This window comes from Streptomyces sp. NPDC107522 (assembly GCF_055657525.1).
Genome location: NZ_JBVKAU010000022.1, coordinates 23,331 through 47,671, shown reverse-complemented (window position 1 = coordinate 47,671; position 24,341 = coordinate 23,331). Strand labels below are relative to the sequence as shown.

Sequence of the window (24,341 nt, the reverse complement as noted above, 5' to 3'; positions counted from 1 at the left end):
GCCCTCGGCACCCGCATGCCCAAACAAAGGAACCCCCGCCATGAACAGCTCCTCCGGACAGCGCCGTCTGACCGCCGCGGCCGTGACCGCGCTCGCCGTGGCCGTCAGCGCCACCGCCTGCTCCTCCGGCTCGGGCAGCACCGACACCAAGGGCGCCGGCGACGGCACGTACACCGTCTGGGACCCGTACCCCCAGTTCGACAAGAGCTCGGCCTGGGCGAAGCTCCTGGACGCCTGCGGCACCAAGGCCGGTGTGAAGATCAAGCGGACCGCGTTCGACACCAGCGACCTGGCCAACAAGGCGCTGCTGGCCGCGCAGCAGGACAACTCCGCGGACGTCCTCGTCGTCGACAACCCGGTGGTGTCGACGCTGGCCGAGGCGGGCGTGCTCACCACGACCGACGACAACAAGCTGGACACCTCGAAGGTGGACCCCAACCTGCTCGCGGCCGGCCAGTCGGGCGGGAAGACCTACGGCACGCCGATCGGCGCCAACACCCTCGCCCTCTACTACAACAAGGAGGTGCTGAAGAAGGCCGGCGTGGACACGGCCTCGATCAAGGACTGGACGTCGCTGACGGCGGCGCTGGAGAAGGTGAAGAAGGCGGGCAAGAAGGGCATCACCTTCTCCGCGATCGGCACCGAGGAGGGCAGCTTCCAGTTCCTGCCGTGGTTCTGGGGCTCGGGCGCCCGGCTGACCGACCTCGGCTCCGCCCAGGCCGTCTCCGCGCTGTCCCTGTGGAAGGGCTGGCTGGACAAGGGGTACGCGCCCAACTCGGTCATCAACAACACCCAGACCACCAGCTGGCAGGAGTTCGCGAGCGGCGACTACGCCTTCGCCGAGAACGGCACCTGGCAGCTCGCCAACGCCGAGAAGGCCGGCTTCGACTACGGCGTCCTGCCCGTCCCCGGCGCCGACGGAGGCAACGCCGCGGCCCCGACCGGCGGCGAGTTCGTCACCATCCCCGTCCAGGGCGACACCGGCCGCTACGCCACCGCCCAGAAGCTGGTCACCTGCCTGACCAGCACCGCGAACCTCTACGACACCGACACCACCCTGTCCTACGTGGCCCCGACCGGCGAGGTCCAGGACAAGCAGGTGGCGGCGAACGCCGAGTTGAAGCCGTGGGTCGACGCCGTCAAGGCGGCCAAGGGACGCACCAGCGACGACCTGGGCACCAAGTACCCGAAGATATCGGAGCAGTTGTGGAAGGCCGTACAGTCCGCCCTCAGCGGTTCGAAGTCCCCGAAGGACGCGCTGACCGCCGCTCAGTCCGCCGTCAAGTGACCGTCACCCGAGGCTCGTTGACGGGTCCGGTGACCGTGACCCGAAGCCCGTTGACCTCACCGGCGACCCGAAGGCCCGGCTCCCAGCAGTGGGCCGCCTGGGCCTTCCTCGCCCCGGTGACCCTCTACCTCGCCCTCTTCTACGCCTATCCGCTCTACCGCAACCTCGACCTGAGCCTGCGCAACTACACGGTCCGTTCCTTCGTCCAGGGCGACGCACCGTTCACGGGCCTGCAGAACTACCGGACCGTCCTCGACGACCCGACCTTCGCCCCCGCCCTGCTCCACACCGTGGTGTTCACCGCCGTGTGCCTGGTCTTCCAGTACTGCATCGGCCTGGCCCTCGCGGTCTTCTTCAACCGGCACTTCCCGCTGTCGGTGACCTTGCGCGCCCTGTTCCTGGTGCCCTGGCTGCTGCCGCTGATCGTGTCGGCCTCCACCTGGTCGTGGATGTTCAACAGCGAGTCCGGTGTCGTCAACGCCCTGCTGGGCGCCGTCGGCGTCGACCAGGTGAACTGGCTGACCTCCCCGTCCTGGTCGCTGACCTCGGTGATCATCGCGAACATCTGGATCGGCGTCCCGTTCAACCTGGTCGTGCTGTACAGCGGCCTGCAGTCCATCCCGGCCGGCCTGTACGAGGCCGCCGCCCTCGACGGGGCGGGTGCCTGGCGGCGGTTCTGGAGCATCACCTTCCCGCTGCTGCGCCCGGTGTCCGCGATCACCCTGCTGCTGGGCCTGGTCTACACGCTCAAGGTCTTCGACATCATCTGGATCATGACCAAGGGCGGCCCGGCGGACTCGTCCACGACCTTCGCCACCTGGTCCTACCAGCTCGGCTTCGGCAACCTCGTGCCCGCCTTCGGCCCGGGTGCGGCCGTCGGCAACCTCCTCGTGGTGGCCGCGCTGGTCTTCGGCCTGGTCTATGTGCGGACCCAGCGGAAGCAGGCGTTCTCATGAGCCGACGTACCTGGGGCAAGACGACCGTGGGTGTCCTGCTGACCGGCATCATGCTCTTCCCGGTCTACTGGATGCTGAACGTGTCCTTCACCCGTGACCAGGACATGCGCAAGAGCCCGCCCGACCTGTTCCCCGTCCACGGCACGCTGGCCGGCTACCGCACCGTCCTCGCCGAGCAGCTGCCTTACCTCGGCACCAGCCTCGTCATCGGCCTGGGCACCGTCGTGCTGACCGTCGCTCTGTCCGCCCCCGCCGGTTACGCCCTGGCCAAGCTGCGCCCCCGCGGCGGCGGTGTGCTCAGCTTTCTCCTGCTGGCCGCCCAGATGATCCCCGGCATCATCATGGCGATGGGCTTCTACGCCATCTACCTCCAGCTCGGCCTGCTCCAGTCCGTCCCCGGCCTGATCGTCGCCGACTCCACCCTGGCCGTGCCCTTCGCGGTCCTGATCTTCACCGCGTTCATGTCCGGCATCCCCGGCGAACTGCTCCAGGCCGCGAAGACGGACGGCGCCGGACCGCTGCGCACGTTCTGGTCGATCGTCCTGCCGATGAGCCGCAACGCCGTCGTCACGGTGTCCCTGTTCGCGTTCCTGTGGTCCTGGTCCGACTTCGTCTTCGCCGGCACCCTCGTCAACGGCGGCGCCCACGAGCCGATCACCCTCGGCATCTACCACTACATCGGCAACAACAACCAGGAGTGGAACGCCATCATGGCCACCGCCGTCGTGGCCTCGCTGCCCGCCGCGGTCATCCTCGTCCTCGCCCAGCGCTACGTCGCCGCCGGCGTGACGGCCGGCGCGGTCAAGGACTGAGCTCCCTTCCCTCCGAGGGACCGAGACCCTTCCCTCTGTTCGAGTCCCCGTGCTCGAGAAACGAGTCGCACTTCATGACCGCCGCCCTTCCCGGCCCGGCCTTCTCCGTCCATGACATCCCGTTCAGCACGTACGGATCCTGGTTCGACATCTCGCCCGTGGTGGCGGAGAAGACGTACGCCGAAGATCTCCACCTCGTCTCGCACCAGAACGGCATGCACGCCGTCCTGCGTCTGGTCCCCGTGGACCCGGTGACGGGCCACCGCGCCGAGACCCGCGTCGAGGCGACGCCGGGACTGCTCAGCTGGACCGCCGGGCGTGGCCGTGTCGACCTCGCCTACGAGTCGCCGGACACCGTACGGCTGCGGGGGAGCGGTCTGGGCATCCGAGTGCTCGCCGCGGCGCAGACCCTGACGCCGTTCAGCGGTACGTACTTCTTCCGCGACCCGGCGGGGGACGCGTACGTGTTCACGTCGTACGAGACCGGACGCCGCTGCCGCGTCACCGTGCTCTCCGGCACGGCGACCGACACGTTCGGCGGCCAGGCCCTCGGCGCTGCCGACCGCGGTCTCACCGTCGCCGCCGGCCCGGACGCGGAGGCGCCCTGGGAGATCGCGGTGGAGGAACTCGACACCGCCCGCCGGCCGTACGCGTCGACGGCGACCTTCGGCAAGGTCGTCGAGGCCGCGCGGAACGCCTTCGCGGACTTCGTCGACACGGTGGCCCCGTGGCGCTCGTCCGCGACACCGGCCGCCGAACTCGCCGCCTACGTCCTGTGGTCCGCGACCGTACGCCCGGCGGGTCTGGTCACCCGGCCCGCCGTCCTGATGTCCAAGCACTGGATGGACAAGGTCTGGAGCTGGGACCACTGCTTCAACGCACTGGCCCTGGCCCCCGGCCGCCCCGAGCTGGCCCGGGACCAGTACCACCTGCCCTTCGACCACCAGGACGAGACCGGGGCGCTGCCCGACTCGGTCACCCACTCCGAGGTCCTCCACAACTTCGTCAAACCGCCCATCCACGGCTGGGCGTTCGGGCACCTGCGCCGTCGCCTGCCCACGCCGCCCGGCCGGGCGGAACTGGCCGAGACGTACGACAGGCTGGAACGCTGGACGGACTTCTGGCTCACCGCACGGCGCGCCCCCGGCGCCGCACTGCCCCACTACCAGCACGGCAACGACAGCGGCTGGGACAACGCCACTACCTTCGCCCCCGAACGCGTCGTCGTCACCGCGGACCTGGCGGCCTTCCTCGTCCTCCAGCTCCGCGAACTCGCCGAACTGGCCATCCAGTTGGCCCGGCCGGACGACGCCCGCCGATGGACGCGGGCCGCCGAGGCCACCCAGGCGGCGATGCTCGAGCAGCTCTGGACCGGTGACCGGTTCGTCGCCCGGGGAGTCGACAGCGGCGACACCTGGCAGAGCTCCAGCCTTCTCGACCTGATGCCCATCGCGCTGGGCGAGCATCTGCCGGAGGAGATCAGCGGCGTGCTGGCCGCCCGTATCGAGGCCCACCTGACGCCGTACGGACTGGCCACCGAGCTGCCGAGTTCGCCGCACTACCTCTCCGACGGCTACTGGCGCGGTCCCATCTGGGCCCCTGCCACGGTCCTGATCGAGGACGGGCTGCGCCGCGCCGGCCACCACCGCCTGGCGGACGAGATCAGTGCCCGCTTCCGCACCCTGTGCGAGACCCACGGCTTCGCCGAGAACTTCGACGCCCTCACCGGAACCGGCCTGCGCGACCGCGCCTACACCTGGACGGCCGCGAGCTACCTGCTCCTCGCCGAGGCACACGTCAGGCGCTGCGGGCCTTGACAGGGGGTCGCCGGTCGGGCTTCCCTAGGTCTGTTGCGCATCACGCTACTGTTGAATAATGCGCAACTGGCGAAGGTGCCATGGCACGGCTCTGGTTCCCCTACATCGCGGAGTAGCGCTACAGATGACTCGCAAGCCACCTGCTGAGGACCCCGGCGACGCCCGTCTGCGGATCGGACCCCCGAAGGAGTACGCGGCCGGCATCCCCGCGGTCACCTCCTCGCTGCGGCACGCCGGCGAACAGATGGGGGCCCGCCGCAGCCTGCTCACTCTGCTCCGGGTGAACCAGAAGGAGGGCTTCGACTGCCCGGGATGCGCCTGGCCCGAGCCCGATCACCGGCACAAGGCGGAGTTCTGCGAGAACGGCGCCAAGGCCGTGGCCGAGGAGGCCACCGTACGGCGGGTCACCCCGGACTTCTTCGCCGAGCACACTCTGGAGGACCTGCTCCCGTGCAGCGACTACTGGCTCGGGCAGCAGGGACGCCTCACCCACCCGATGTACCGCCCGGCCGGCGCCGACCGCTACGAGCCGATCTCCTGGGACGACGCGTTCGCCGTGATCGCCCGCGAACTCGCCGCGCTCGACCACCCGGACCAGGCCGCCTTCTACACCTCAGGACGGGCGAGCAACGAGGCCGCGTTCCTCTACCAGCTCTTCGTCCGCGGCTTCGGCACCAACAACCTGCCGGACTGCTCCAACATGTGCCACGAGTCCAGCGGCTCGGCCCTGGTGGAGACCATCGGCATCGGCAAGGGCAGCGTCAGCCTGGTGGATCTCTACGAGGCCGATCTCATCCTCGTGGTCGGCCAGAACCCGGGCACCAACCACCCCCGGATGCTCTCCGCGCTGGAGAAGGCCAAGCAGCAAGGTGCCCGCGTCATCGCGGTCAACCCGCTGCCCGAGGCGGGACTGCTGCGGTTCAAGAACCCCCAGAAGGCCTCCGGCGTCATCGGCGGCGGCACGAAGCTGGCGGACCAGTTCCTCCAGATCAGGCTGGGCGGGGACCAGGCGCTCTTCCAGGCCTTCAACCGCATGCTGCTGGAGGCGGAGGACGAGGCGCCCGGCACCCTGGACACCTCCTTCATCGAGCGGTACACGCATGGCTTCGAGGAGTTCGCCGAGCACGCCCGCAAGGTGTCGTGGGACGAGATCCTCCAGGCCACCGGCCTGCCCGAGGAGGAGATCCGGGAGGCGTTCGGCCAGGTGCTGGCCGCCGAGAAGATCGTCGTCTGCTGGGCGATGGGACTCACCCAGCACAAGCACTCCGTGCCCACCATCCGGGACGTCGTCAACTTCCTTCTGCTGCGCGGCAACATCGGCCGCCCGGGCGCCGGCCTGTGCCCGGTGCGCGGCCACTCCAACGTGCAGGGCGACCGCACCATGGGCATCTACGAGAAGCCGGACGCCGCGTTCCTGGACCGGCTCGGCGCCGAGTTCACCTTCACACCTCCGCGACACCACGGCCATGACGCGGTCGACAGCATCCGCGCCATGCGCGACGGTGACGTACGGGTCTTCGTCGCGCTGGGTGGCAACTTCGTCGCCGCGGCCCCCGACACCGACCTGACCGAGCAGGCGCTGCGCAGGTGCCGGCTCACCGTCCAGATCTCCACCAAGCTGAACCGCTCGCATGTCATCGCCGGGGAACAGGCCCTCATCCTGCCGTGCCTCGGCCGGACCGAGGCCGACCTGCGGCCGGGCGGACCCCAGCTGGTCACGGTGGAGGACTCCATGGGCATGGTGCACCTCTCACGAGGGCGGCTCGCGCCCGCGTCCGAGCACCTGCTGAGCGAGGTCGCGATCATCTGCCGGATGGCACGCGCCGCCCTCGGGGACACCGGCCCGCAAGTGCCGTGGGAAGACTTCGAGGCCGACTACGACCGCATCCGCGACCGCATCGAACGCGTGATCCCCGGCTTCGAGGACTTCAACGCCCGGGTGCGGCTACCGGGCGGCTTCGCCCTGCCCCACCCGCCCCGCGACGAGCGCCGGTTCACGACCGCCACCGGGCTGGCCAACTTCACCGTCAACCGGCTGGAGAGCCCCAAGGTCCCGCCGGGCCGGCTGCTGCTCCAGACGCTGCGCTCGCACGACCAGTACAACACCACGATCTACGGCCTGGACGACCGCTACCGCGGCATCCACCAGGGCCGCCGGGTCCTCTTCCTGCACCCCGACGACCTCACCGAGCGCGGCCTCTCCGACGGGGACCTCGTCGACATCGTCAGTGAGTACGGGGACGGGGTGGAGCGCCGGGCACACGCCTTCCGGGCCGTGCCGTACCCGACCCCGCGAGGCTGCTGCGCCGCCTACTTCCCCGAGACCAACGTCCTCGTACCCCTGGACTCCACGGCAGCCATCAGCAACACGCCCACGTCGAAGTCCATCGTCGTCCGGCTGGAACCGGTGACCGCCGACGCGTAGCCCATGGGTGGGCGCAGAGCCGGCGGACGGGCAACTCAGCACGTCCGCCCCCTTGACAGCCCTCTGCGGCGCCCAGAAGGTTGTTGCTCATAGTGAGTGACGATGCATTATTCGCAACGACGCACGATGGCGGCCGCTCCGCCTCCCCTTCTCTCGTCGTCCGCGACAAAGACTCCACCGCCGCCTGTGGAAAGGACGAGCAGATGAATAAAGTACGCGAAAGGGACGGGAGTCGTGGTCATCCCGTCGCAGCGGATCTGCCGGGAAGCCCGGCGGCATCCGCCGGACCCCGCACCGACCTGATCGTCTTCGGTGTCGCCGCGGTCCTCACCCTCGCCTTCGTCGTGTGGGGCGCCGTCGCGACCGACACGCTGGAGAGCGTGTCCGGGAAGCTGCTGGACGGGACCATCCGCAACGGCGGCTGGGCCTTCGTTCTCGCCGCCTCGGGCTTCGTGGTCTTCGCCCTCTGGCTGGCGATGAGCCGCTACGGGCGGATCACCCTGGGCAAGGAGGGCGAGCAGCCCGAGTTCCGCACGGTCTCGTGGATCGCCATGTTGTTCAGCGCGGGCATGGGCATCGGCCTGATGTTCTACGGCGTGAGCGAGCCGCTCTCCCACTTCGTCACACCGCCGCCGGGCACCGACCCGGCCGACGCCAACGAGGCCATGGAGACCGCCATGGCCACCACCCTCTTCCACTGGACACTGCATCCGTGGGCGATGTACGCGGTGGTGGGTCTCGCGATCGCCTACAGCACCTTCCGGCGCGGCCGCCGCCAGCTGATCAGCGCCGTGTTCACCCCGCTGATCGGCGAGAAGCGGGCGAACGGCTGGGGTGGCCGGATCATCGACATCCTCGCGATCTTCGCCACGCTCTTCGGCTCCGCGGCCTCCCTGGGGCTCGGCGCCCTGCAGATCGGCAGCGGCTTCACCGGACTGGGCTGGCTGGGATCCGTCGGCACCGGCCTGCTGGTCGCCGTGATCGCGGCGCTGACCGTGGCGTTCGTCGCCTCGGCGGTGTCCGGGATCGAGAAGGGCATCCAGTGGCTGTCCAACATCAACATGGTGCTGGCGGTGACCCTGGCGGTCTTCGTGTTTCTCGTCGGCCCGACCATCTTCATCCTCGACCTGCTGCCCACGTCCATCGGCGCCTTCCTCGGCGACCTGACCCAGATGGCAGGGCGTACCGAGGCGTCGAGCGGCGAGGGCGTCGCCGACTGGCTGGCCGGCTGGACGGTCTTCTACTGGGCCTGGTGGATCTCCTGGACGCCGTTCGTCGGCATGTTCATCGCGCGCATCAGCCGCGGCCGGACCATCCGGCAGTTCGTCGGCGGCGTCATCCTGGTCCCCAGCACCGTCAGCCTGCTGTGGTTCGCCGTCTTCGGCGGCTCGGCGATGCACCTGCAGGACGAGAAGAAGCTCAGCGACGCCTCGACCGCCCAGGGCCAGCTCTTCGACGTGCTGCAGCAGTACCCGGTCGCCACGATCACGAGTGTGGTCGTGATGATCCTCGTCGGCATCTTCTTCGTCTCCGGCGCCGACGCCGCCTCGATCGTGATGGGCACGCTCTCGCAGCGCGGATCCCTGGAACCGACCCGCGGTGTCGTCGTCTTCTGGGGCGTGCTGACCGGCGCGGTCGCCGCGATCATGCTGCTCATCGGCGGCGGCAAGGGCGACGCGCTCACCGGACTGCAGAACCTGACCATCCTCGCGGCGGCGCCCTTCACCCTGGTGATGGTCGGCCTGTGCATCGCGCTCACCCGCGACCTGCGCCAGGACCCGCTCATCATTCGCGGGCGCATCGGCAAGGAGGCCATCGAAACGGCCGTCATCACCGGCCACGAGAAGTACGACGGCGACTTCGAGCTGCGCATCGGCCCCGTGGCGTGCAACGAGGGCCCGGATTCCGAGCAGTCCGAGCAGCCCGAGCAGTCCACGCAGGCCACGGAGGCCACGGAAACGACCTCCTCCTCTGCCCGCTGAGATCGGCGGGACCCACGCCCGGCGGGGTCGTGAACCGGCATGTCCGGTCACGACCCCGCCGGGCGTTCGCGCTGTTCCGCCGGGATCGATCCAGCTGAGGCAACCCCGTCGAGCCGCTTGACCCCCGGTCGGCGCTCCACGATGCTGTGTTGCGGCACATGAAATGTGTGCCGTAATGAGCAACATCTGATCGACATTCGATTCAAGTCACGACCAGCCGAGGAGTGGCCATGACGCACCAGGTCCGTGCTGTCGTCGCGCGGGGCAAGGGCGCCCCCGTCAGCCTGGAGACGATCATCGTGCCCGACCCGGGTCCGGGTGAGGCGCTGGTGAAGATCGAGGCCTGCGGGGTCTGCCACACCGATCTGCACTACCGCGAGGGCGGCATCAACGACGACTTCCCGTTCCTGCTGGGCCATGAGGCCGCGGGGATCGTGGAGTCCGTGGGGGAGGGCGTCACCGATGTCGCGCCCGGCGACTTCGTGATCCTCAACTGGCGGGCGGTGTGCGGCCAGTGCCGTGCCTGTCTGCGCGGGGAGTCGTGGTACTGCTTCAACACCCACAACGCCAAGCAGAAGATGACCCTGCTGGACGGTACCGAGCTGTCTCCCGCACTGGGCATCGGCGCGTTCGCGGAGAAGACGCTGGTCGCGGCCGGGCAGTGCACCAAGGTCGACCCGACCGCGTCGGCGGCCGCCGCCGGTCTGCTGGGGTGCGGCGTGATGGCGGGCATCGGCGCGGCCATCAACACCGGCAACGTGGGCCGGGGTGACTCGGTCGCCGTCATCGGCTGCGGCGGTGTCGGGGCCGCGGCGATCGCCGGGGCGAACCTGGCGGGCGCGGCGAAGGTCATCGCCGTCGACATCGACGACCGCAAGCTGGACACGGCCAGGAAGCTGGGCGCGACCCACACCGTCAACTCCAAGGACGCCGACGCGGTCGAGGCGATCCGCGAGCTGACGGGCGGCTTCGGCGCCGACGTCGTCATCGAGGCGGTCGGCCGCCCCGAGACGTACAAGCAGGCGTTCTACGCCCGCGACCTCGCCGGCACGGTCGTCCTGGTCGGCGTGCCCACCCCGGAGATGAAGCTCGAACTGCCGCTGCTGGACGTCTTCGGCCGCGGCGGCTCCCTGAAGTCCTCCTGGTACGGCGACTGCCTGCCCTCCCGTGACTTCCCGATGCTGATCGACCTCTACCTCCAGGGCCGCCTGGATCTCGACGCCTTCGTCACGGAGACCATCGCGCTGGACGAGGTCGAGAAGGCCTTCGAGCGCATGCACCACGGCGACGTGCTGCGCTCGGTGGTGGTCCTCTGATGGCCGCCCGCATCGAACACCTCGTCACCTCGGGGACGTTCTCGCTGGACGGTGGTACCTGGGACGTCGACAACAACGTGTGGATCGTCGGCGACGACACCGAGGTGATCGTCATCGACGCCGCGCATGACGCCGAGGCCATCGCCGAGGCCGTCGGCGCCCGGCGCCTCACCGCGATCGTGTGCACCCACGCCCACAACGACCACATCGACGCCGCGCCCGAACTCGCCGACCGCACCGGCGCCCCGGTCCTCCTCCACCCGGACGACCTGCCGCTGTGGAAGCAGACCCACCCCGACCGGGCACCGGACGCCGAACTCACCGACGGCCAGGGCCTCACGGTGGCCGGCATCGAGCTGACCGTGCTGCACACGCCCGGCCACGCCCCTGGGGCGGTCTGCCTGTACGCACCGGCCCTGCAGGCCCTCTTCAGCGGCGACACCCTGTTCGCGGGCGGGCCGGGGGCGACAGGACGGTCGTACAGCCATTTCCCGACCATCATCGACTCGATCCAGGACCGGCTGCTGACACTGCCGGGAGACACCGTCGTGCACACCGGCCACGGTGACACGACCACCATCGCCGCGGAGGCCCCGCACCTCCAGGAGTGGGTCGACCGCGGTTTCTGACGCCGCACCGGCAGCCCTTGAGCGCCCGCCGTATCGGCTCGCGGACATCGCGAGCCGATACGGCGGGCTGCTGTTGTTCTATATGAGTCACGTTTTGTATGACGCAACGAAAACAGTGGCCGCAAGCGGCCTCTGAACGCCTTGACAAGGGTTCTGGGCGACCCCAGACTGATGTTGCGCTTACCGCAATCCGTTTCGTTATACGCACCGAGGTGTCATGATGATTCCCGCGTGCCGTCTCGAGGACCTCCCCCGAGGCGAGGCTCACCGGCTCGACATCGATCCGCCGGTTTCGGTGTTCCACACCGACGACGGCGAACTCTTCGCCATCGACGACACCTGCACCCACCAGGACGCGTCGCTCGCCGACGGCTGGCTGGAGGGCTGCGAGGTGGAATGCCCGCTGCATGCTTCCAAGTTCGACCTGCGGACCGGCGCGGTCGACGCCCCGCCGGCCAAGCTCCCGGTCCGGACGCACGAGGTCGTCGTCGAGGACGGCATGATCTTCGTGCGGCTGTCCACCGACGCCCCCAACCTGCCGCCCTGCATCTCGGCCCGGCTCGCCGGGGGTCCCGCGTGAGGACCGTCGCCGTGGTCGGCGCCTCACTGGCCGGCCTGTCGGCGGCGCGCTCACTGCGCAGGCAGGGTTACGACGGGCGGCTCGTCGTCATCGGCGACGAACTCCACCGCCCGTACGACAGGCCCCCGCTGTCCAAGGAGTTCCTGTCCGGCACGCTCGGCGAGGCCGAACTCGCCCTCGAGACGGACGACGAGGACCTCGGGGCCGAGTGGCTGCTCGGCGTCCGCGCCACCGGACTCGACCACGCGCGGCGTGTCGTCCGGCTCGGTGACGGACGGGAGGTGCAGGCCGACGGAGTCGTCATCGCGACCGGCGCCGCGGCGCGCACCCTGCCCGGCTCCGAGGGGCTGGCCGGCGTGCACACCCTGCGCACCCTGGACGACGCCCGCGCCCTGCGCGACGAACTGGCCCGCGGCGGACGGCTGGTGGTGATCGGCGGAGGCTTCATCGGAGCCGAGGTCGCCTCCACCGCATACGCCCTCGGGCTGGAGGCGACCGTCGTCGAGGCGGCCCCGACACCGCTCGCCGGACCGCTCGGCGAGACCATGGGCGCCATCGTCTCCGCCCTCCACGCCGACCACGGCGTACGGCTGGAGTGCGGCGTGGGCGTCAAGGGGCTGAGCGGGGAGACCCGTGTCGACGCCGTCCTGCTGGAGGACGGCCGCAGTATCCCGGCCGACATCGTCGTGGTCGGAGTGGGCGCACGCCCGAACGTCGAGTGGCTGGAAGGTTCCGGCATCGCTCTCGACAACGGCGTCAAGTGCGGCGCCGACGGCCGCACCAGCCTGGCCGGTGTGGTCGCGGTCGGCGACTGTGCCAACTGGTACGACCCGCGCGCGGGTCTCCATCGTCGCGTCGAGCACTGGACCGGCGCGCGGGAGCGGCCCGACGCCGCGATCGCCACGCTGCTGGCGGGCGGCGCGGTGGAACCGGGTGTGCCCAGGCCGCCGTACTTCTGGTCCGACCAGTACGGCGTGAAGATCCAGTTCGCCGGTCACGCGGCCGGCGCGGACAGAGTGACCATCGAGGCGGGCTCAGCGGACGACCGCGACGTCCTGGCCGTCTACCGGCGGTCCGGGGACCCGGTCGCCGTGCTCGGGATGAACCAGCCCCGGCTGTTCATGCGCTGGCGCAAGCAACTCGCCGCCACCGCATCACCATCTGCATCCTGACACCGCTCGCATCTTGACACCGCCCCAGCGGCATCCCATGCTGCGGTTGCATATAGCACGCAGCGTTGCTCCATACACAACGCCGTCCGGAGTCGCTCTTCCCGGCGCGTGAATGACCCCTCCACGACGTTCTCCCGAGGAGTGCACCGTGACCTCGACCAGCCTGCCGGACAGCCTGATCGCCACCCTCCCCGGCTCCTCCTACACGGACCCGGGGATCTTCGCCCAGGAGCAGGAGCGCATATTCGAGACCATGTGGTTCTGCGTGGCGCGGGCCTCCGAGCTGGCGAAGCCCGGTGCCTTCCGCACCGTCGACGTGGGCCGCGAGAGCATCCTGGTCACCCGGGCGAGGGACAACAGCATCCGCGCGTACTTCAACGTGTGCCGGCACCGCGGGGCCAAGCTCTGCACCGAGGAGACCGGCGAGGTCAAGCGGGCCTTCCAGTGCCCCTACCACGCCTGGACGTACGACCTGAACGGCAAGCTCGTCGCGGCGCCCAACCTCACCAAGATGCCCGACGTGGGCCGCACCGAGTACGGCCTGGTGAGCGTGGCGGTACGCGAATGGCTCGGCTATGTCTGGGTCTGCCTCGCCGAGAACCCGCCCTCCTTCGAGGAGGACGTCATCGGTGAGGTCGTCGCCCGCCTCGGCGACGTCGAGTCGATCGAGCGCTACGACATCGACAACCTCTCCGTCGGCAAGCGGATCACGTACGACGTGAAGTCGAACTGGAAGCTCATCATCGAGAACTTCATGGAGTGCTACCACTGCGCCACGATCCACCCCGAACTCACGGAGGTACTGCCGGAGTTCGCGGACGGCTACGCGGCCCAGTACTACGTCGGCCACGGCGCGGAGTTCGGTGACGAGGTCCAGGGCTTCACCGTCGACGGCTCGGAGGGTCTGGACCGCATTCCCGGGGTCGCCGAGGATCAGGACCGCCGCTACTACGCGATCACCGTCAAGCCCCAGGTGTTCATCAATCTCGTGCCCGACCACGTGATCTTCCACCGGATGTACCCGGTGTCCGTGGACCGCACGATCGTCGAGTGCGACTGGCTGTACCTGCCGCATGTCGTCGAGAGCGGCAAGGACGTCAGCCGGTCCGTGGAACTCTTCCACCGCGTCAACCAGCAGGACTTCGATGCCTGCGAGCGCACGCAGCCCGGCATGAGTTCCCGTATGTACGCCAAGGGGGGCGTGCTGGTGCCCAGCGAGCACCACATCGGCGCCTTCCACGACTGGGTGAACGAGCGCCTGGGCATTTCTCAGGGCTGACTCAGCCCAGGTAGCCCATCCGGTGGCTGATCTCCTCGGCGCCCTTGACGAGCACCGGGGAGAGCTCGTGCAGACGCTCCTCGGTGAACCGGTAGGAGGGCCCGGAGGCGCTCAGTGCCGCGATGACCTCGCCGTCCCGGTTGCGGACCGGCGCGGCCATGGCGTGCAGGCCGATCTCCAGCTCCTCCAGGGTGAAGGCGTAGCCCCGCTCCCGCGCCTCGGCGAGGTTCTTCTCGAGCTTCGTCTTCGCCGTGATGGTGTGCGGGGTGACCTTCTTCATGCCGGCGGCGGACAGCAGCGCGGCGCGCTCCTTCGCGGGCATGTGGGCCAGCAGGATCTTGCCGCTCGACGTGGCGTGCAGCGGCGTCAGCTGGCCGACCCAGTTGTGCGCGGTGACCGCGCCCGGGCCGCGCACCTGATACAGGTTGATCGCGTAGTGCTCCTGCATGACGGCGATGTTCACCGTCTCGCCGATCTCCTCGGCGAGGCGCTCGCAGACCGGGCGGCCCTGCTGGGTGATGTCGATCCGGCCGGTGACCGCGCCGGCCAGGCGGACGATGCCGAAGCCGAGCCGGTACTTGCCGCGCTCACCGGCCTGCTCCACCAGGCCACGCGCCTCCAGGGCACCGAGCAGGCGGAAGGCGGTGGACTTGTGGACGTCGATCTCGCCCGCCACCTCACTGACGCCCGCCTCGCCACGCTGGGCGAGGATCTCCAGGACGCTGATGGCGCGGTCGACCGACTGCACGCCGCCGGCCTGCGAATTCGACGTTTCTGAGTCAGGGCTGTAGTTGCTCACAGTAAAACTATACGCGTAGTAAACAACGCCCCTGCAAGTAACCGGACCGAAACCAAGATGTTGGAAGTTGCGTGGTTCGCAACCTGGTGCGTATAACGCGACCGGGTTTAGCATGCCTCGCATATCTACGGCGCGAGCGAGACGAGGCACCATGGCTCCTGTGCAGTACGACTTCGTCATCGTCGGCGGCGGTTCGGCCGGCAGTGCACTGGCGAACAGACTCTCCGCTGACCCGGCCAACCGGGTGCTGGTCCTGGAGGCCGGCCGGTCGGACTACCCGTGGGACGTCTTCATCCACATGCCCGCGGCGCTGACGTACCCGATCGGCAGCCGGTTCTACGACTGGAAGTACGAGTCCGAGCCCGAGCCCCACATGGGCGGCCGGCGCATCTACCACGCCCGCGGCAAGGTCCTGGGCGGCTCCAGCAGCATCAACGGCATGATCTTCCAGCGCGGCAACCCCATGGACTACGAGCGCTGGGCGGCCGACCCGGGCATGGAGGCCTGGGACTACGCCCACTGTCTGCCGTACTTCCGGCGGATGGAGAACTGTCTGGCGGCCGATCCGGACGACGAGTTCCGCGGCCACGACGGGCCGCTGGTGCTCGAACGCGGCCCGGCGACCAATCCCCTCTTCGGCGCCTTCCTCAAGGCCACTGAGGAGGCGGGCTACGCGCCGACCGAGGACGTCAACGGCTATCGACAGGAAGGTTTCGCCAAGTTCGACCGGAATGTCCACCGTGGACGTCGCCTGTCGGCCTCGAAGGCGTACCTCAAGCCCGCGATGAAGCGGCCCAACCTCACCGTCAAGACCCGCGCCCTGGTCACCCGCGTCCTCTTCGAGGGCAAGCGCGCCGTCGGTGTCGAGTTCCAGCGCGGCCGGGGTGCGCTCCAGCAGGTCCGCGCCGGGGAAGTCATCCTCTGCGGCGGCGCCATCAACTCCCCGCAGCTGCTGCAGCTCTCCGGTGTCGGCAACGCCGAAGAGCTGCGCGCCCTCGGCATCGACGTCGTCCACGACCTCCCGGGCGTCGGCGAGAACATGCAGGACCACCTTGAGGTCTACGTCCAGTACGCCTGCAAGCAGCCCGTCTCCATGCAGCCGTACATGGCGAAGTGGCGTGCCCCCTTCATCGGCCTGCAGTGGCTGTTCAGGAAGGGTCCGGCGGCGACCAACCACTTCGAGGCCGGCGGTTTCGCCCGCAGCAACGAGGACGTCGACTACCCCAACCTGATGTTCCACTTCCTGCCCGTCGCGGTCCGCTACGACGGCTCCTCGCCCGCCGGTGACCACGGCTACCAGGTGCACGTCGGACCCATGTACTCCGACGCCATCGGCTCGGTGAAGATCAAGAGCAAGGACCCGCGCGAACACCCGGCGCTGCGCTTCAACTACCTCTCCACCGAGCAGGACCGCCGCGAATGGGTCGAGGCGATCCGTGTGGCCCGCAAGCTCCTCAACCAGCCCGCCCTCGCCCCGTACAACGGCGGGGAGGTCTCGCCGGGGCCGTCGGTGGAGACGGACGAGGAGATCCTCGCCTGGGTCGCGAAGGAGGGCGAGACCGCCCTGCACCCGTCCTGCACCTGCAAGATGGGCACCGACGAGATGTCCGTCGTCGACCCCGCGAGCATGCGGGTGCACGGCGTGGAGGGCCTGCGCGTGGTGGACGCGTCGGTGATGCCCTACGTCACCAACGGCAACATCTACGCCCCGGTGATGATGATCGCCGAGAAGGCCGCCGACCTGATCCTCGGCAAGCAGCCGTTGGAGCCGTCGAAGGCCGCGTACTACCGCCTCCGCGACGCTCAGAAGCAGACGGGGTAGACATTGGGCACCGCAGGGCTCAGGGCGCTGCTGCACAGCGTCCGCTATGAGGTGCTGCCCGCGAAGGCGACCGAGGACAAGGTCCTCGCCCATGTGCCGCGCGACGTCGTCGTCACCGTGACGGCCTCGCCGGTCAAGGGCCTGGAACCGACCCTCGCCCTCGCCGGCCGGCTCGCGGGCCACGGCTACCGGGTCGTCCCGCACGTGCCGGCGCGGCTGCTGCGGGACGACCTGCACCTGAAGGAGGTCGCGGGCCGGCTGCGCGAGGCGGGCGTGGACGACGTCTTCGTCCCGGCGGGCGACGCCGACCCGCCCGCCGGGGTCTACGACGGGGCGCTGCCGGTGCTGCGCAGGCTGAGCGAGCTGGGCAGCCCCTTCGCTCACGTCGGCGTCACCGGCTACCCCGAGAGCCATCCCCTCATCCACGACGACGTCACCATCCAGGCGATGTGGGACAAGCGCGAGCACGCCACGTACCTCGTGAGCAACCTCTGCTTCGACCCGAGGGTGCTGGGGGAGTGGATCGCGCGCATACGGCGCCGGGACGTCACCCTGCCCCTGTATGTGGGGGTCGCCGGGCCCGTGCAGCGGGCGAAGCTCCTGGCGATGGCCACGAAGATCGGGGTGGGGGAGTCGACGCGCTTCCTGACGAAGCACGCCTCCTGGTTCGTGCGTTTCGCGGCGCCCGGAGGGTATGCGCCCGAGAGGCTGCTGACCCGCACGCAGGAGGCGCTCACCGCACCCTCGGCCGGCGTGGCCGGTCTGCACATGTTCACGTTCAACCAGATCGCCGAGACGGAGCGGTGGCGCCGCGCGCTGCTGGACCGGCTGGGCGGCTGAACCGGGAGAAGGATGGCAACGGACCTCGATTGGAAGCTGACCCAGACCTTCAACAGCGCATCAGGGCACGTCCGTTGGGGTCGGCTGGGACAGCCCGGCCGACCGCCGGTCGTGCTTCTGCATGGCACGCCCTTCTCCTCGTATGTATGGCGTGCCGTCGCCCGCTCGCTCGCCCGCCACCACGAGGTCTTCGTCTGGGACATGCCCGGCTACGGGGCCTCGGAGAAGGCAGCGGGCCAGGACGTGTCGCTGGCCGCGCAGGGCCGCGTCTTCACCGAACTCCTGAGCCGCTGGGGCCTGGACGAACCGCTCGTCGTCGCCCACGACTTCGGCGGTGCCGTCGCATTACGGGCCCACCTGCTGCACGGCGCCCGCTACCGGGGCCTCGCCCTGGTGGACCCGGTGGCGCTGGCACCGTGGGGGTCCCCGTTCTTCCGGCTGGTCGGCGAGCACGCCGACGTCTTCGAGCAGTTGCCGCCCGCGCTCCACGGCGCCCTGGTGCGTGAGTACGTCAGTTCCGCCAGCAGCCCCGGCCTGCATCCCGCGGTCCTCGACCGGCTCGTCGAGCCCTGGGTGGACGGCCCCGGCCAGGCGGCCTTCTACCGGCAGATCGCTCAGGCCGACCAGCGGTACACCGACGAGATCCAGAGTCGGTACGGCGCGATCGGCATCCCCACGCTCGTCTGCTGGGGCGAGGACGACACCTGGATCCCTGTGGCCAAGGGGCGCGAGCTCGCCGCTCTCATCCCCGGCGCGTGCTTCGAACCGATCGCCGGCGCGGGTCACCTCGTCCAGGAGGACGCCCCCGCGGAGCTCACGGCGGCGCTCATCGCCTTCCTTCAGCTGCCGCTGTGACCGAGGGCGGCGCGCCCGGGACCGTATACGAAGGGGGGCGGGACCGGAATCCGGTCCCGCCCCCTTGTGGGTTTGGCTCAGCGGAAGACCACCGTGCGGTTGCCGTCCACCATCACGCGGCTCTCGCTGTGCCACTTCACCGCGTGCGCGAGCACCTGTGCCTCCACGTCCCGTCCGACCGTGACCAGGTCGCCGGGGTCGAGGGAGTGGTCCACCCGGACCACGTCCTGTTCGATGATCTGGCCCTCGTCCAGGTCCGGCGTCACATAGTGGGCCGTCGCGCCGACGAGCTTCACTCCGCGCCGGTAGGCCTGCTCGTAGGGGCGTGCGCCCTTGAAACTGGGGAGGAAGGAGTGGTGGATGTTGATGGCGCGGCCCTCCAGCTCCTTGCACAGGTCGTCGGAGAGGACCTGCATGTAGCGGGCCAGCACCACCAGGTCGATGTCCAGCTCGCGCACCAGCTCCAGCAGCCGTGCCTCGGCCTCGGGCTTGGTCTCCTTGGTCACCGGGACGTGGTGGAAGGGGATGCCGTACGTCTCCGCGAGCCCCTCGAAGTCCCGGTGGTTCGAGACGATCGCCGGGATCTCGATGTTGAGGGCGCCGGTGCGGCGGCGGAAGAGCAGGTCGTTCAGGCAGTGGCCGAACCTGGACACCATGATCAGCGTCCGGGTCGGCGTGGCCGCCTCGCGCAGCGTCCAGGAAATGCCGTAGGCCTGGGCCACGGGGCCGAACCGGTAACGCAGTTGTTCCAGACCGGCGTTCGGATCGGAAACGTCGAAATGGACCCTCATGAAGAAACGGCCCTGGAGTCGATCATCGAACTGCTGGCTTTCCAGGATGTTGCCGGAGTTCCTGACGAGAAAGCCGCTCACGGCGTGGACCAGTCCGGCGCTGTCGGGACAGGAGAGGGTGAGGACGTACTCACGGCCAGGTTGCGGTCGAGGGGACATAAGCGGCCTCCGTCGGTGCGTAATGCACAACATGGTGAGCGATACGCAACATGGTCGGCGCGGCGAGGCTTGCGGTCAAGGGTGGCCGGGTAAGTGGTCGCAGTAAGTGATCGCATGGCCAAATCGTCATCGGCCAACCTCTTGACGTCTGTCTGGACATTCGCCAGGGTGTTCCACCACAAGCAATTGGGTGCACGATGCGCAACGAATTTCTGTTGAAAGGCTCGGCGCGTGGCAGACCTGTACGTGGATGGCGAATGGCGGAACCCGGTGGCCGGCGGGCACCGGGAGATCCGATGTCCCGCTGACGGCACGCTCGCGGCGACCGTCTCGGAGGCGACACGCCCCGACACCGAGGCGGCGATCGCCGCGGCCCGCCGGGCCTTCGACGAGGGGCCCTGGCCGAGCACCTCCGAGCGGGAGCGCGGCGCGCTGTTGCTGCGCACCGCCGACATCGTCGAGCGCGACGCCAAGGAGTTCGCCCGCGCGGAGTCCCTGGACACCGGCAAGCGGCTGGTGGAGAGCGAGTACGACATCGTCGACGTCGTCTCCTGCTTCCGTTACTACGGCGGGCTGGGCGGCACGGACGCCGGCCGGGTGATCGACACGGGTCGCGATGACGCCGTCAGCCGCGTCGTGTACGAGCCGGTCGGGGTGTGTGGGCTCATCACACCCTGGAACTACCCCTTGCTGCAGGCCAGTTGGAAGGTCGCCCCGGCGCTCCTCGCCGGCAACACGATCGTCCTCAAGCCCAGCGAGCTCACCCCCTCCACCTCGATCCTGCTGATGAAGGCGCTGGAGGAAGCAGGACTCCCGGCCGGCGCCGCCAATCTCGTCCTGGGCACGGGGCCCGAGGTGGGCGCACCGCTCTCCGAGCACCCGGCCGTCGACATGGTCTCCTTCACCGGCGGCCTGGAGACCGGCAAGCGCATCATGGCCACCGCCGCCGCGACCGTGAAGAAGGTCGCGCTGGAGCTCGGCGGCAAGAACCCCAACGTCGTCTTCGCCGACGCCGACTTCGAGACGGCCGTGGACTTCGCCCTCACGGCCGTCTTCCTGCACTCGGGGCAGGTCTGCTCGGCCGGGACCCGCCTCATCGTCGAGGACCGTCTGCACGACCGCTTCGTCGACGAGATCGTCCGCCGTGCCCGGCAGATCCGCCTCGGCGGCCCCTTCGACCCCGAGGCCGAGACCGGGGCGCTGATCTCCGCACAGCACCTCGCGAAGGTCGAGGCGTACGTCGCGGCCGGCCTCGCCGAAGGCGCCGTACTGCGCTGCGGCGGCGCACGCCCCGACGATCCCGCGCTGGCGAACGGCCACTACTACTCGCCGACCGTGCTCGACGAGTGCCGGCAGGACATGCGCGTCGTGCACGAGGAGTCGTTCGGGCCCGTGCTCACGGTGGAGCGCTTCACCGACGAGGACGACGCCGTACGCATCGCCAACGACACCGAGTACGGACTCGCCGGAGCCGTGTGGACGCAGGACGCCGGCAAGGCCCAGTGGGTCGCCCGGCGGCTGCGCCACGGCACGGTGTGGATCAACGACTACCACCCTTATGTGCCGCAAGCGGAATGGGGTGGCTTCGGGCATTCGGGCGTGGGCCGGGAGCTGGGACCGACCGGTCTCGACGAATACCGAGAGCCCAAACACATCTGGCAGAACATCCAACCCCGGCCGCAGCACTGGTTCCGCGGCTGAACGCCGAAAGAAGGTCGAACGTGACCACACAGACCGAGGTGTCGCAGCGGCGCGGCACGCCCCAGGACTCGGGCTCCACCCCGGTCATCTCCGTGCGCAGGCTGTGGAAGGTGTTCGGGCCGAAGGCCGACCAGGTGCCGGACTCCGAGGAGCTGTGCGGGCTCACCCGCCGCGAGCTCATGGACCGCACCGGATGCACCGCGGCCGTACGCGACGTCCACTTCGACGTCTCGCCCGGTGAGGTCTTCGTCGTGATGGGCCTGTCCGGTTCGGGCAAGTCCACGCTGGTGCGATGTCTGACCCGCCTGATCGAGCCCACCGCCGGTGAGGTCGTCTTCGAGGGCGAGGACATCCGCCAGGCGGACGACAAGCGCCTGCGCGATCTGCGGCGCCGCAAGTTCTCCATGGTCTTCCAGCACTTCGGTCTGCTGCCCCACCGCCGCGTCGTGGACAACGTGGCGTTCGGTCTGGAGATCCGGGGCATGGGCAGGGCAGAGCGCACCAGGCGGGCCCAGGAGGTCGTCGAGCTGGTCGGCCTCGCGGGATACGAGAACTCCTACCCCGACCAGCTGTCGGGAGGTATGCAGCAGCGTGTGGGCCTCGCCCGGGCGCTGGCCGGTGATCCGGACGTGCTCTTCTTCGACGAGCCGTTCTCGGCGCTCGACCCGCTGATCCGCCGTGACATGCAGAACGAGGTCATCCGGCTGCACCACGAGGTCGGCAAGACGATGGTGTTCATCACCCACGACCTCTCCGAGGCCCTCAAACTGGGCGACCGCATCCTCATCATGCGCGACGGCAAGATGGTCCAGTGCGGTACCGGCGACGAGCTGGTGGGCGCCCCGGCGGACGACTACGTGCGCGAGTTCGTCAAGGACGTGCCGCGCGGTGACGTGCTGACCCTGCGATGGATCATGCGGCCTCTGGAGGACGGCGACGCCCTGGACGGCCCCGAGCTGGGCCCGGACGTCGTGGTGAAGGAGGCCACGCGGGCGGTGCTCGCGGCCGACAAGCCGGTCAAGGTCGTCGAGAACGGCAAACTGCTCGGCATCGTCGGCGACGAGGAGATCCTCGCGGTGGTCGCCGGGCAGGAAGGCGGCGCGTGATGACCGTCGTCGTCGAGAAACCCGAGAAGACGCGGACACCCGAGCCGGCCGCTCCCGTCAAAGAGACACGCAAGGTCAGCCGGTCCATGGTGGTCGGCGCCATCCTTGTCGTCTGGCTGGTGCTGTTCGTCGCACTGCGCGGCAAGCAGACCCTCGCCCTGGCGGCGGCCGACCTCACCGATCTGCACCGGTGGTTCAACGACGTCAACGACTCCATCGGCGCGAACCGCAACTCCAACCCCGTCTTCCTGTACTTCTTCAACGAGATCCGCCTGGTCATCGACAACCTGGTGACCTTCATCCAGGAGCTGATCTCGCAGGAGCCCGCCGGCCGCCCCGTCCCGCAGATCGGCTGGCTCGGTGTGGTCGGCATCGCCGGCTATGTCTCCTGGGCCGTGGGCAACTGGCGGGTCGCGCTGCTGGCGGTGGCCGGCTTCACCTTCCTGGGCCTTCAGGGCCTGTGGCAGGAGAGCATGGACACCCTGGCGCTCACCGTCTCCGCCGTCTTCGTGGCGCTGGTGATCGCGATCCCGCTGGGTGTGTGGGCGGGGCTGTCCGACCGGTTCAACCGGTTCGTGACGCCCTTCCTCGACCTCATGCAGACCATGCCGACCTTCGTCTACCTGGCCCCGCTGACGCTGTTCTTCCAGATCGGCCCGGCCTCCGCCACGATCGCCACGCTGATCTACGCGGCGCCGCCGACGATCCGCATCACCGCGCACGCCATCCGCTCCGTACCGGAGACGACGGTGGAGGCGGCCGACTCGCTGGGTGCGACGCGACGGCAGTCGCTGATGAAGGTCCTGCTGCCGATGTCCAAGCGGACCGTGGTGATGGGCGTCAACCAGACCATCATGGCCGCCCTGGCCATGGTGACCATCGCCGCCCTGATCGACGCGCCCGGCCTCGGCAAGACCGTCGTCCAGGCACTCCAGACGCTCGACGTCGGCACCGCCTTCAACGCGGGTCTGGCCATCGTCGTCATGGCCATCGTGCTGGACCGGGTCACCACCGCGGCGAGCGCACGCGAGGAGGCCGCCCGCCGTTCGAAGAACCGCTTCCTGACCTGGCGACGCCCGCTGCTGGCGGCGGGAGCGGCGGTCACGGCGGTCCTGGCCTATCTGTCCCACACCTACCTGTGGGCGGCGGAGTTCCCCGGCGAGGGGAGCACCGGCACCACCATCAGGAGCACGGCGGACAACCTGACCACCTGGGTGCAGGACAACCTCTCGGGCATCACCAACGCCTTCCGGGACGCCATCACCAACAGCCTGCTCAACCCGTTCCAGGCGCTGCTCACGGACTCCCCGTGGTGGCTCGTCGGCGCGGCACTGATCGCGCTCGCCGTCGTCCTCGGCGGCTGGCGCGCCGGTGTCACCACGACGGTGTGCGTGGGCCTGCTGGTCGGCACCGGAGTGTGGTCGGACGGCATGACGACGCTGGCGTCCACCCTCGTCGCCACGGTGCTGGTGATGCTGCTCGGCGTCGTCTTCGGCGTGTGGATGGGACGCAGCGCGCTGGTGGACCGGCTGATCCGGCCCACCCTGGACGCGGCCCAGGTCATGCCGCCGTTCGTCTACCTCGTGCCGTTCCTCGCGCTGTTCGGCGCGACCCGCTTCACGGCGATCGTCGCCGCCGTCGTCTACGCGGCTCCCGTCGCGATGAAGATCATCGCGGACGGCGTGCGGAACGTGCCCGCGACGACCGTGGAGGCGGCCACCTCCGCCGGGTGCAACACCTGGCAGATCATCACCAAGGTCCAACTGCCGATGGCACGCGGCGCCCTGACTCTCGCGACCAACCAGGGCCTGATCTACGTGCTGTCGATGGTTGTGGTGGGCGGCCTGGTGGGGGCGGGCGCCCTCGGCTACGACGTCGTGGCCGGCTTCTCGCAGGGGCAGTTGTTCGGGAAGGGGCTCGCCGCAGGGCTCGCCATCGTCCTTCTCGGAGTCATGTTCGACCGGATCACTCAGGCAGCGGCGCGGCGTACCAGCGCGTAAGGAGCAACTGAC

19 protein-coding genes are annotated in these 24,341 nt (G+C 69.4%); 17 read left to right on the top strand and 2 right to left on the bottom strand.

Going from position 1 to position 24,341, the window contains the following annotated elements; translation table 11 throughout:
* Positions 1 to 40 precede the first annotated feature (40 nt).
* The 11 genes from ACZ7L6_RS39165 (at position 41) to ACZ7L6_RS39115 (ending at position 14,256) form a co-directional block, all read left to right on the top strand.
* On the top strand, positions 41 to 1,288 hold the full coding sequence (locus tag ACZ7L6_RS39165; RefSeq protein ID WP_471932547.1) for a sugar ABC transporter substrate-binding protein: 1,248 nt from the start codon (positions 41 to 43) through the stop codon (positions 1,286 to 1,288).
* Positions 1,289 to 1,323: 35 nt separating this feature from the next.
* The gene (locus ACZ7L6_RS39160) at positions 1,324 to 2,244 is read left to right on the top strand and encodes a carbohydrate ABC transporter permease (protein ID WP_471932703.1); all 921 of its coding nucleotides are present in this window, start codon (positions 1,324 to 1,326) and stop codon (positions 2,242 to 2,244) included.
* Positions 2,241 to 3,056: a carbohydrate ABC transporter permease gene (locus tag ACZ7L6_RS39155; RefSeq protein WP_471932545.1), complete on the top strand. Its 816-nt coding sequence runs from the start codon at positions 2,241 to 2,243 to the stop codon at positions 3,054 to 3,056. Before ACZ7L6_RS39160 ends, ACZ7L6_RS39155 begins: the two co-directional genes overlap by 4 nt.
* Positions 3,057 to 3,130: 74 nt before the next feature.
* Positions 3,131 to 4,873: an amylo-alpha-1,6-glucosidase gene (locus ACZ7L6_RS39150; RefSeq protein WP_471932543.1), complete on the top strand. Its 1,743-nt coding sequence runs from the start codon at positions 3,131 to 3,133 to the stop codon at positions 4,871 to 4,873.
* 124 nt (positions 4,874 to 4,997) lie between these two features.
* A complete protein-coding gene (locus ACZ7L6_RS39145; protein ID WP_471932541.1) occupies positions 4,998 to 7,298 on the top strand; it encodes an FdhF/YdeP family oxidoreductase in 2,301 nt (766 codons plus the stop codon).
* A gap of 203 nt (positions 7,299 to 7,501) precedes the next feature.
* On the top strand, positions 7,502 to 9,280 hold the full coding sequence (locus tag ACZ7L6_RS39140) for a BCCT family transporter (protein WP_471932539.1): 1,779 nt from the start codon (positions 7,502 to 7,504) through the stop codon (positions 9,278 to 9,280).
* Between the two features lie 230 nt (positions 9,281 to 9,510).
* A complete protein-coding gene (locus ACZ7L6_RS39135) occupies positions 9,511 to 10,596 on the top strand; it encodes an S-(hydroxymethyl)mycothiol dehydrogenase (protein ID WP_471932537.1) in 1,086 nt (361 codons plus the stop codon).
* Entirely contained in the window at positions 10,596 to 11,225 is a 630-nt protein-coding gene (locus tag ACZ7L6_RS39130; protein ID WP_471932535.1) for an MBL fold metallo-hydrolase, read from the top strand. Before ACZ7L6_RS39135 ends, ACZ7L6_RS39130 begins: the two co-directional genes overlap by 1 nt.
* Positions 11,226 to 11,442: 217 nt before the next feature.
* A complete protein-coding gene (locus tag ACZ7L6_RS39125; RefSeq protein WP_471932533.1) occupies positions 11,443 to 11,805 on the top strand; it encodes a bifunctional 3-phenylpropionate/cinnamic acid dioxygenase ferredoxin subunit in 363 nt (120 codons plus the stop codon).
* A complete protein-coding gene (locus tag ACZ7L6_RS39120; RefSeq protein WP_471932531.1) occupies positions 11,802 to 12,977 on the top strand; it encodes an NAD(P)/FAD-dependent oxidoreductase in 1,176 nt (391 codons plus the stop codon). Before ACZ7L6_RS39125 ends, ACZ7L6_RS39120 begins: the two co-directional genes overlap by 4 nt.
* A 148-nt stretch (positions 12,978 to 13,125) precedes the next feature.
* On the top strand, positions 13,126 to 14,256 hold the full coding sequence (locus tag ACZ7L6_RS39115; RefSeq protein ID WP_471932529.1) for an aromatic ring-hydroxylating oxygenase subunit alpha: 1,131 nt from the start codon (positions 13,126 to 13,128) through the stop codon (positions 14,254 to 14,256).
* Between the two features lies 1 nt (position 14,257).
* Here ACZ7L6_RS39115 and ACZ7L6_RS39110 read toward each other — a convergent pair whose 3' ends face one another.
* Positions 14,258 to 15,004: an IclR family transcriptional regulator gene (locus tag ACZ7L6_RS39110; RefSeq protein ID WP_471932701.1), complete on the bottom strand. Its 747-nt coding sequence runs from the start codon at positions 15,002 to 15,004 to the stop codon at positions 14,258 to 14,260.
* Between the two features lie 202 nt (positions 15,005 to 15,206).
* Here ACZ7L6_RS39110 and betA point away from each other — a divergent pair, with 202 nt between their 5' ends.
* From betA to ACZ7L6_RS39095, 3 genes are read left to right on the top strand one after another with little or no spacing between them, the layout of a single operon-like run.
* Positions 15,207 to 16,877, top strand: coding sequence for a choline dehydrogenase (gene betA, locus ACZ7L6_RS39105; protein ID WP_471932527.1), 1,671 nt, complete (start codon positions 15,207 to 15,209; stop codon positions 16,875 to 16,877).
* 3 nt (positions 16,878 to 16,880) lie between these two features.
* Positions 16,881 to 17,717 carry a methylenetetrahydrofolate reductase gene (locus ACZ7L6_RS39100; protein ID WP_471932525.1) on the top strand — a complete coding sequence of 279 codons (837 nt, stop codon included), beginning with the start codon at positions 16,881 to 16,883 and terminating at the stop codon, positions 17,715 to 17,717.
* Between the two features lie 12 nt (positions 17,718 to 17,729).
* Positions 17,730 to 18,572, top strand: a complete 843-nt coding sequence (locus tag ACZ7L6_RS39095; RefSeq protein ID WP_471932523.1) for an alpha/beta fold hydrolase — start codon at positions 17,730 to 17,732, stop codon at positions 18,570 to 18,572.
* Between the two features lie 77 nt (positions 18,573 to 18,649).
* On the opposite strand, the gene purU is transcribed toward ACZ7L6_RS39095, so the two are convergent.
* The gene (gene purU / locus ACZ7L6_RS39090; protein ID WP_471932521.1) at positions 18,650 to 19,522 is read right to left on the bottom strand and encodes a formyltetrahydrofolate deformylase; all 873 of its coding nucleotides are present in this window, start codon (positions 19,520 to 19,522) and stop codon (positions 18,650 to 18,652) included.
* A gap of 231 nt (positions 19,523 to 19,753) precedes the next feature.
* Between purU and ACZ7L6_RS39085 the strand changes: the two genes are divergently transcribed.
* The 3 genes from ACZ7L6_RS39085 to ACZ7L6_RS39075 are packed head-to-tail and all read left to right on the top strand — an operon-like array spanning position 19,754 to position 24,329.
* Positions 19,754 to 21,223 carry an aldehyde dehydrogenase family protein gene (locus ACZ7L6_RS39085; protein ID WP_471932519.1) on the top strand — a complete coding sequence of 490 codons (1,470 nt, stop codon included), beginning with the start codon at positions 19,754 to 19,756 and terminating at the stop codon, positions 21,221 to 21,223.
* A 20-nt stretch (positions 21,224 to 21,243) separates the two neighbouring features.
* On the top strand, positions 21,244 to 22,329 hold the full coding sequence (locus tag ACZ7L6_RS39080; protein WP_471932517.1) for a quaternary amine ABC transporter ATP-binding protein: 1,086 nt from the start codon (positions 21,244 to 21,246) through the stop codon (positions 22,327 to 22,329).
* A complete protein-coding gene (locus ACZ7L6_RS39075) occupies positions 22,329 to 24,329 on the top strand; it encodes an ABC transporter permease (protein WP_471932515.1) in 2,001 nt (666 codons plus the stop codon). Before ACZ7L6_RS39080 ends, ACZ7L6_RS39075 begins: the two co-directional genes overlap by 1 nt.
* The last annotated feature ends 12 nt before the right edge of the window (positions 24,330 to 24,341 follow it).

What these genes read in the sequence shown, in the direction of transcription:
- betA (WP_471932527.1), top strand. Translation starts at nt 15,207, where the DNA reads ATGGCTCCTGTGCAGTACGACTTCGTCATCGTCGGCGGCGGTTCGGCC.
- ACZ7L6_RS39095 (WP_471932523.1), top strand. Translation starts at nt 17,730, where the DNA reads ATGGCAACGGACCTCGATTGGAAGCTGACCCAGACCTTCAACAGCGCA.
- ACZ7L6_RS39140 (WP_471932539.1), top strand. Translation starts at nt 7,502, where the DNA reads ATGAATAAAGTACGCGAAAGGGACGGGAGTCGTGGTCATCCCGTCGCA.
- ACZ7L6_RS39075 (WP_471932515.1), top strand. Translation starts at nt 22,329, where the DNA reads ATGACCGTCGTCGTCGAGAAACCCGAGAAGACGCGGACACCCGAGCCG.
- ACZ7L6_RS39155 (WP_471932545.1), top strand. Translation starts at nt 2,241, where the DNA reads ATGAGCCGACGTACCTGGGGCAAGACGACCGTGGGTGTCCTGCTGACC.
- ACZ7L6_RS39165 (WP_471932547.1), top strand. Translation starts at nt 41, where the DNA reads ATGAACAGCTCCTCCGGACAGCGCCGTCTGACCGCCGCGGCCGTGACC.
- ACZ7L6_RS39135 (WP_471932537.1), top strand. Translation starts at nt 9,511, where the DNA reads ATGACGCACCAGGTCCGTGCTGTCGTCGCGCGGGGCAAGGGCGCCCCC.
- purU (WP_471932521.1), bottom strand. Translation starts at nt 19,522, where the DNA reads ATGTCCCCTCGACCGCAACCTGGCCGTGAGTACGTCCTCACCCTCTCC.
- ACZ7L6_RS39130 (WP_471932535.1), top strand. Translation starts at nt 10,596, where the DNA reads ATGGCCGCCCGCATCGAACACCTCGTCACCTCGGGGACGTTCTCGCTG.
- ACZ7L6_RS39125 (WP_471932533.1), top strand. Translation starts at nt 11,443, where the DNA reads ATGATGATTCCCGCGTGCCGTCTCGAGGACCTCCCCCGAGGCGAGGCT.
- ACZ7L6_RS39150 (WP_471932543.1), top strand. Translation starts at nt 3,131, where the DNA reads ATGACCGCCGCCCTTCCCGGCCCGGCCTTCTCCGTCCATGACATCCCG.
- ACZ7L6_RS39145 (WP_471932541.1), top strand. Translation starts at nt 4,998, where the DNA reads ATGACTCGCAAGCCACCTGCTGAGGACCCCGGCGACGCCCGTCTGCGG.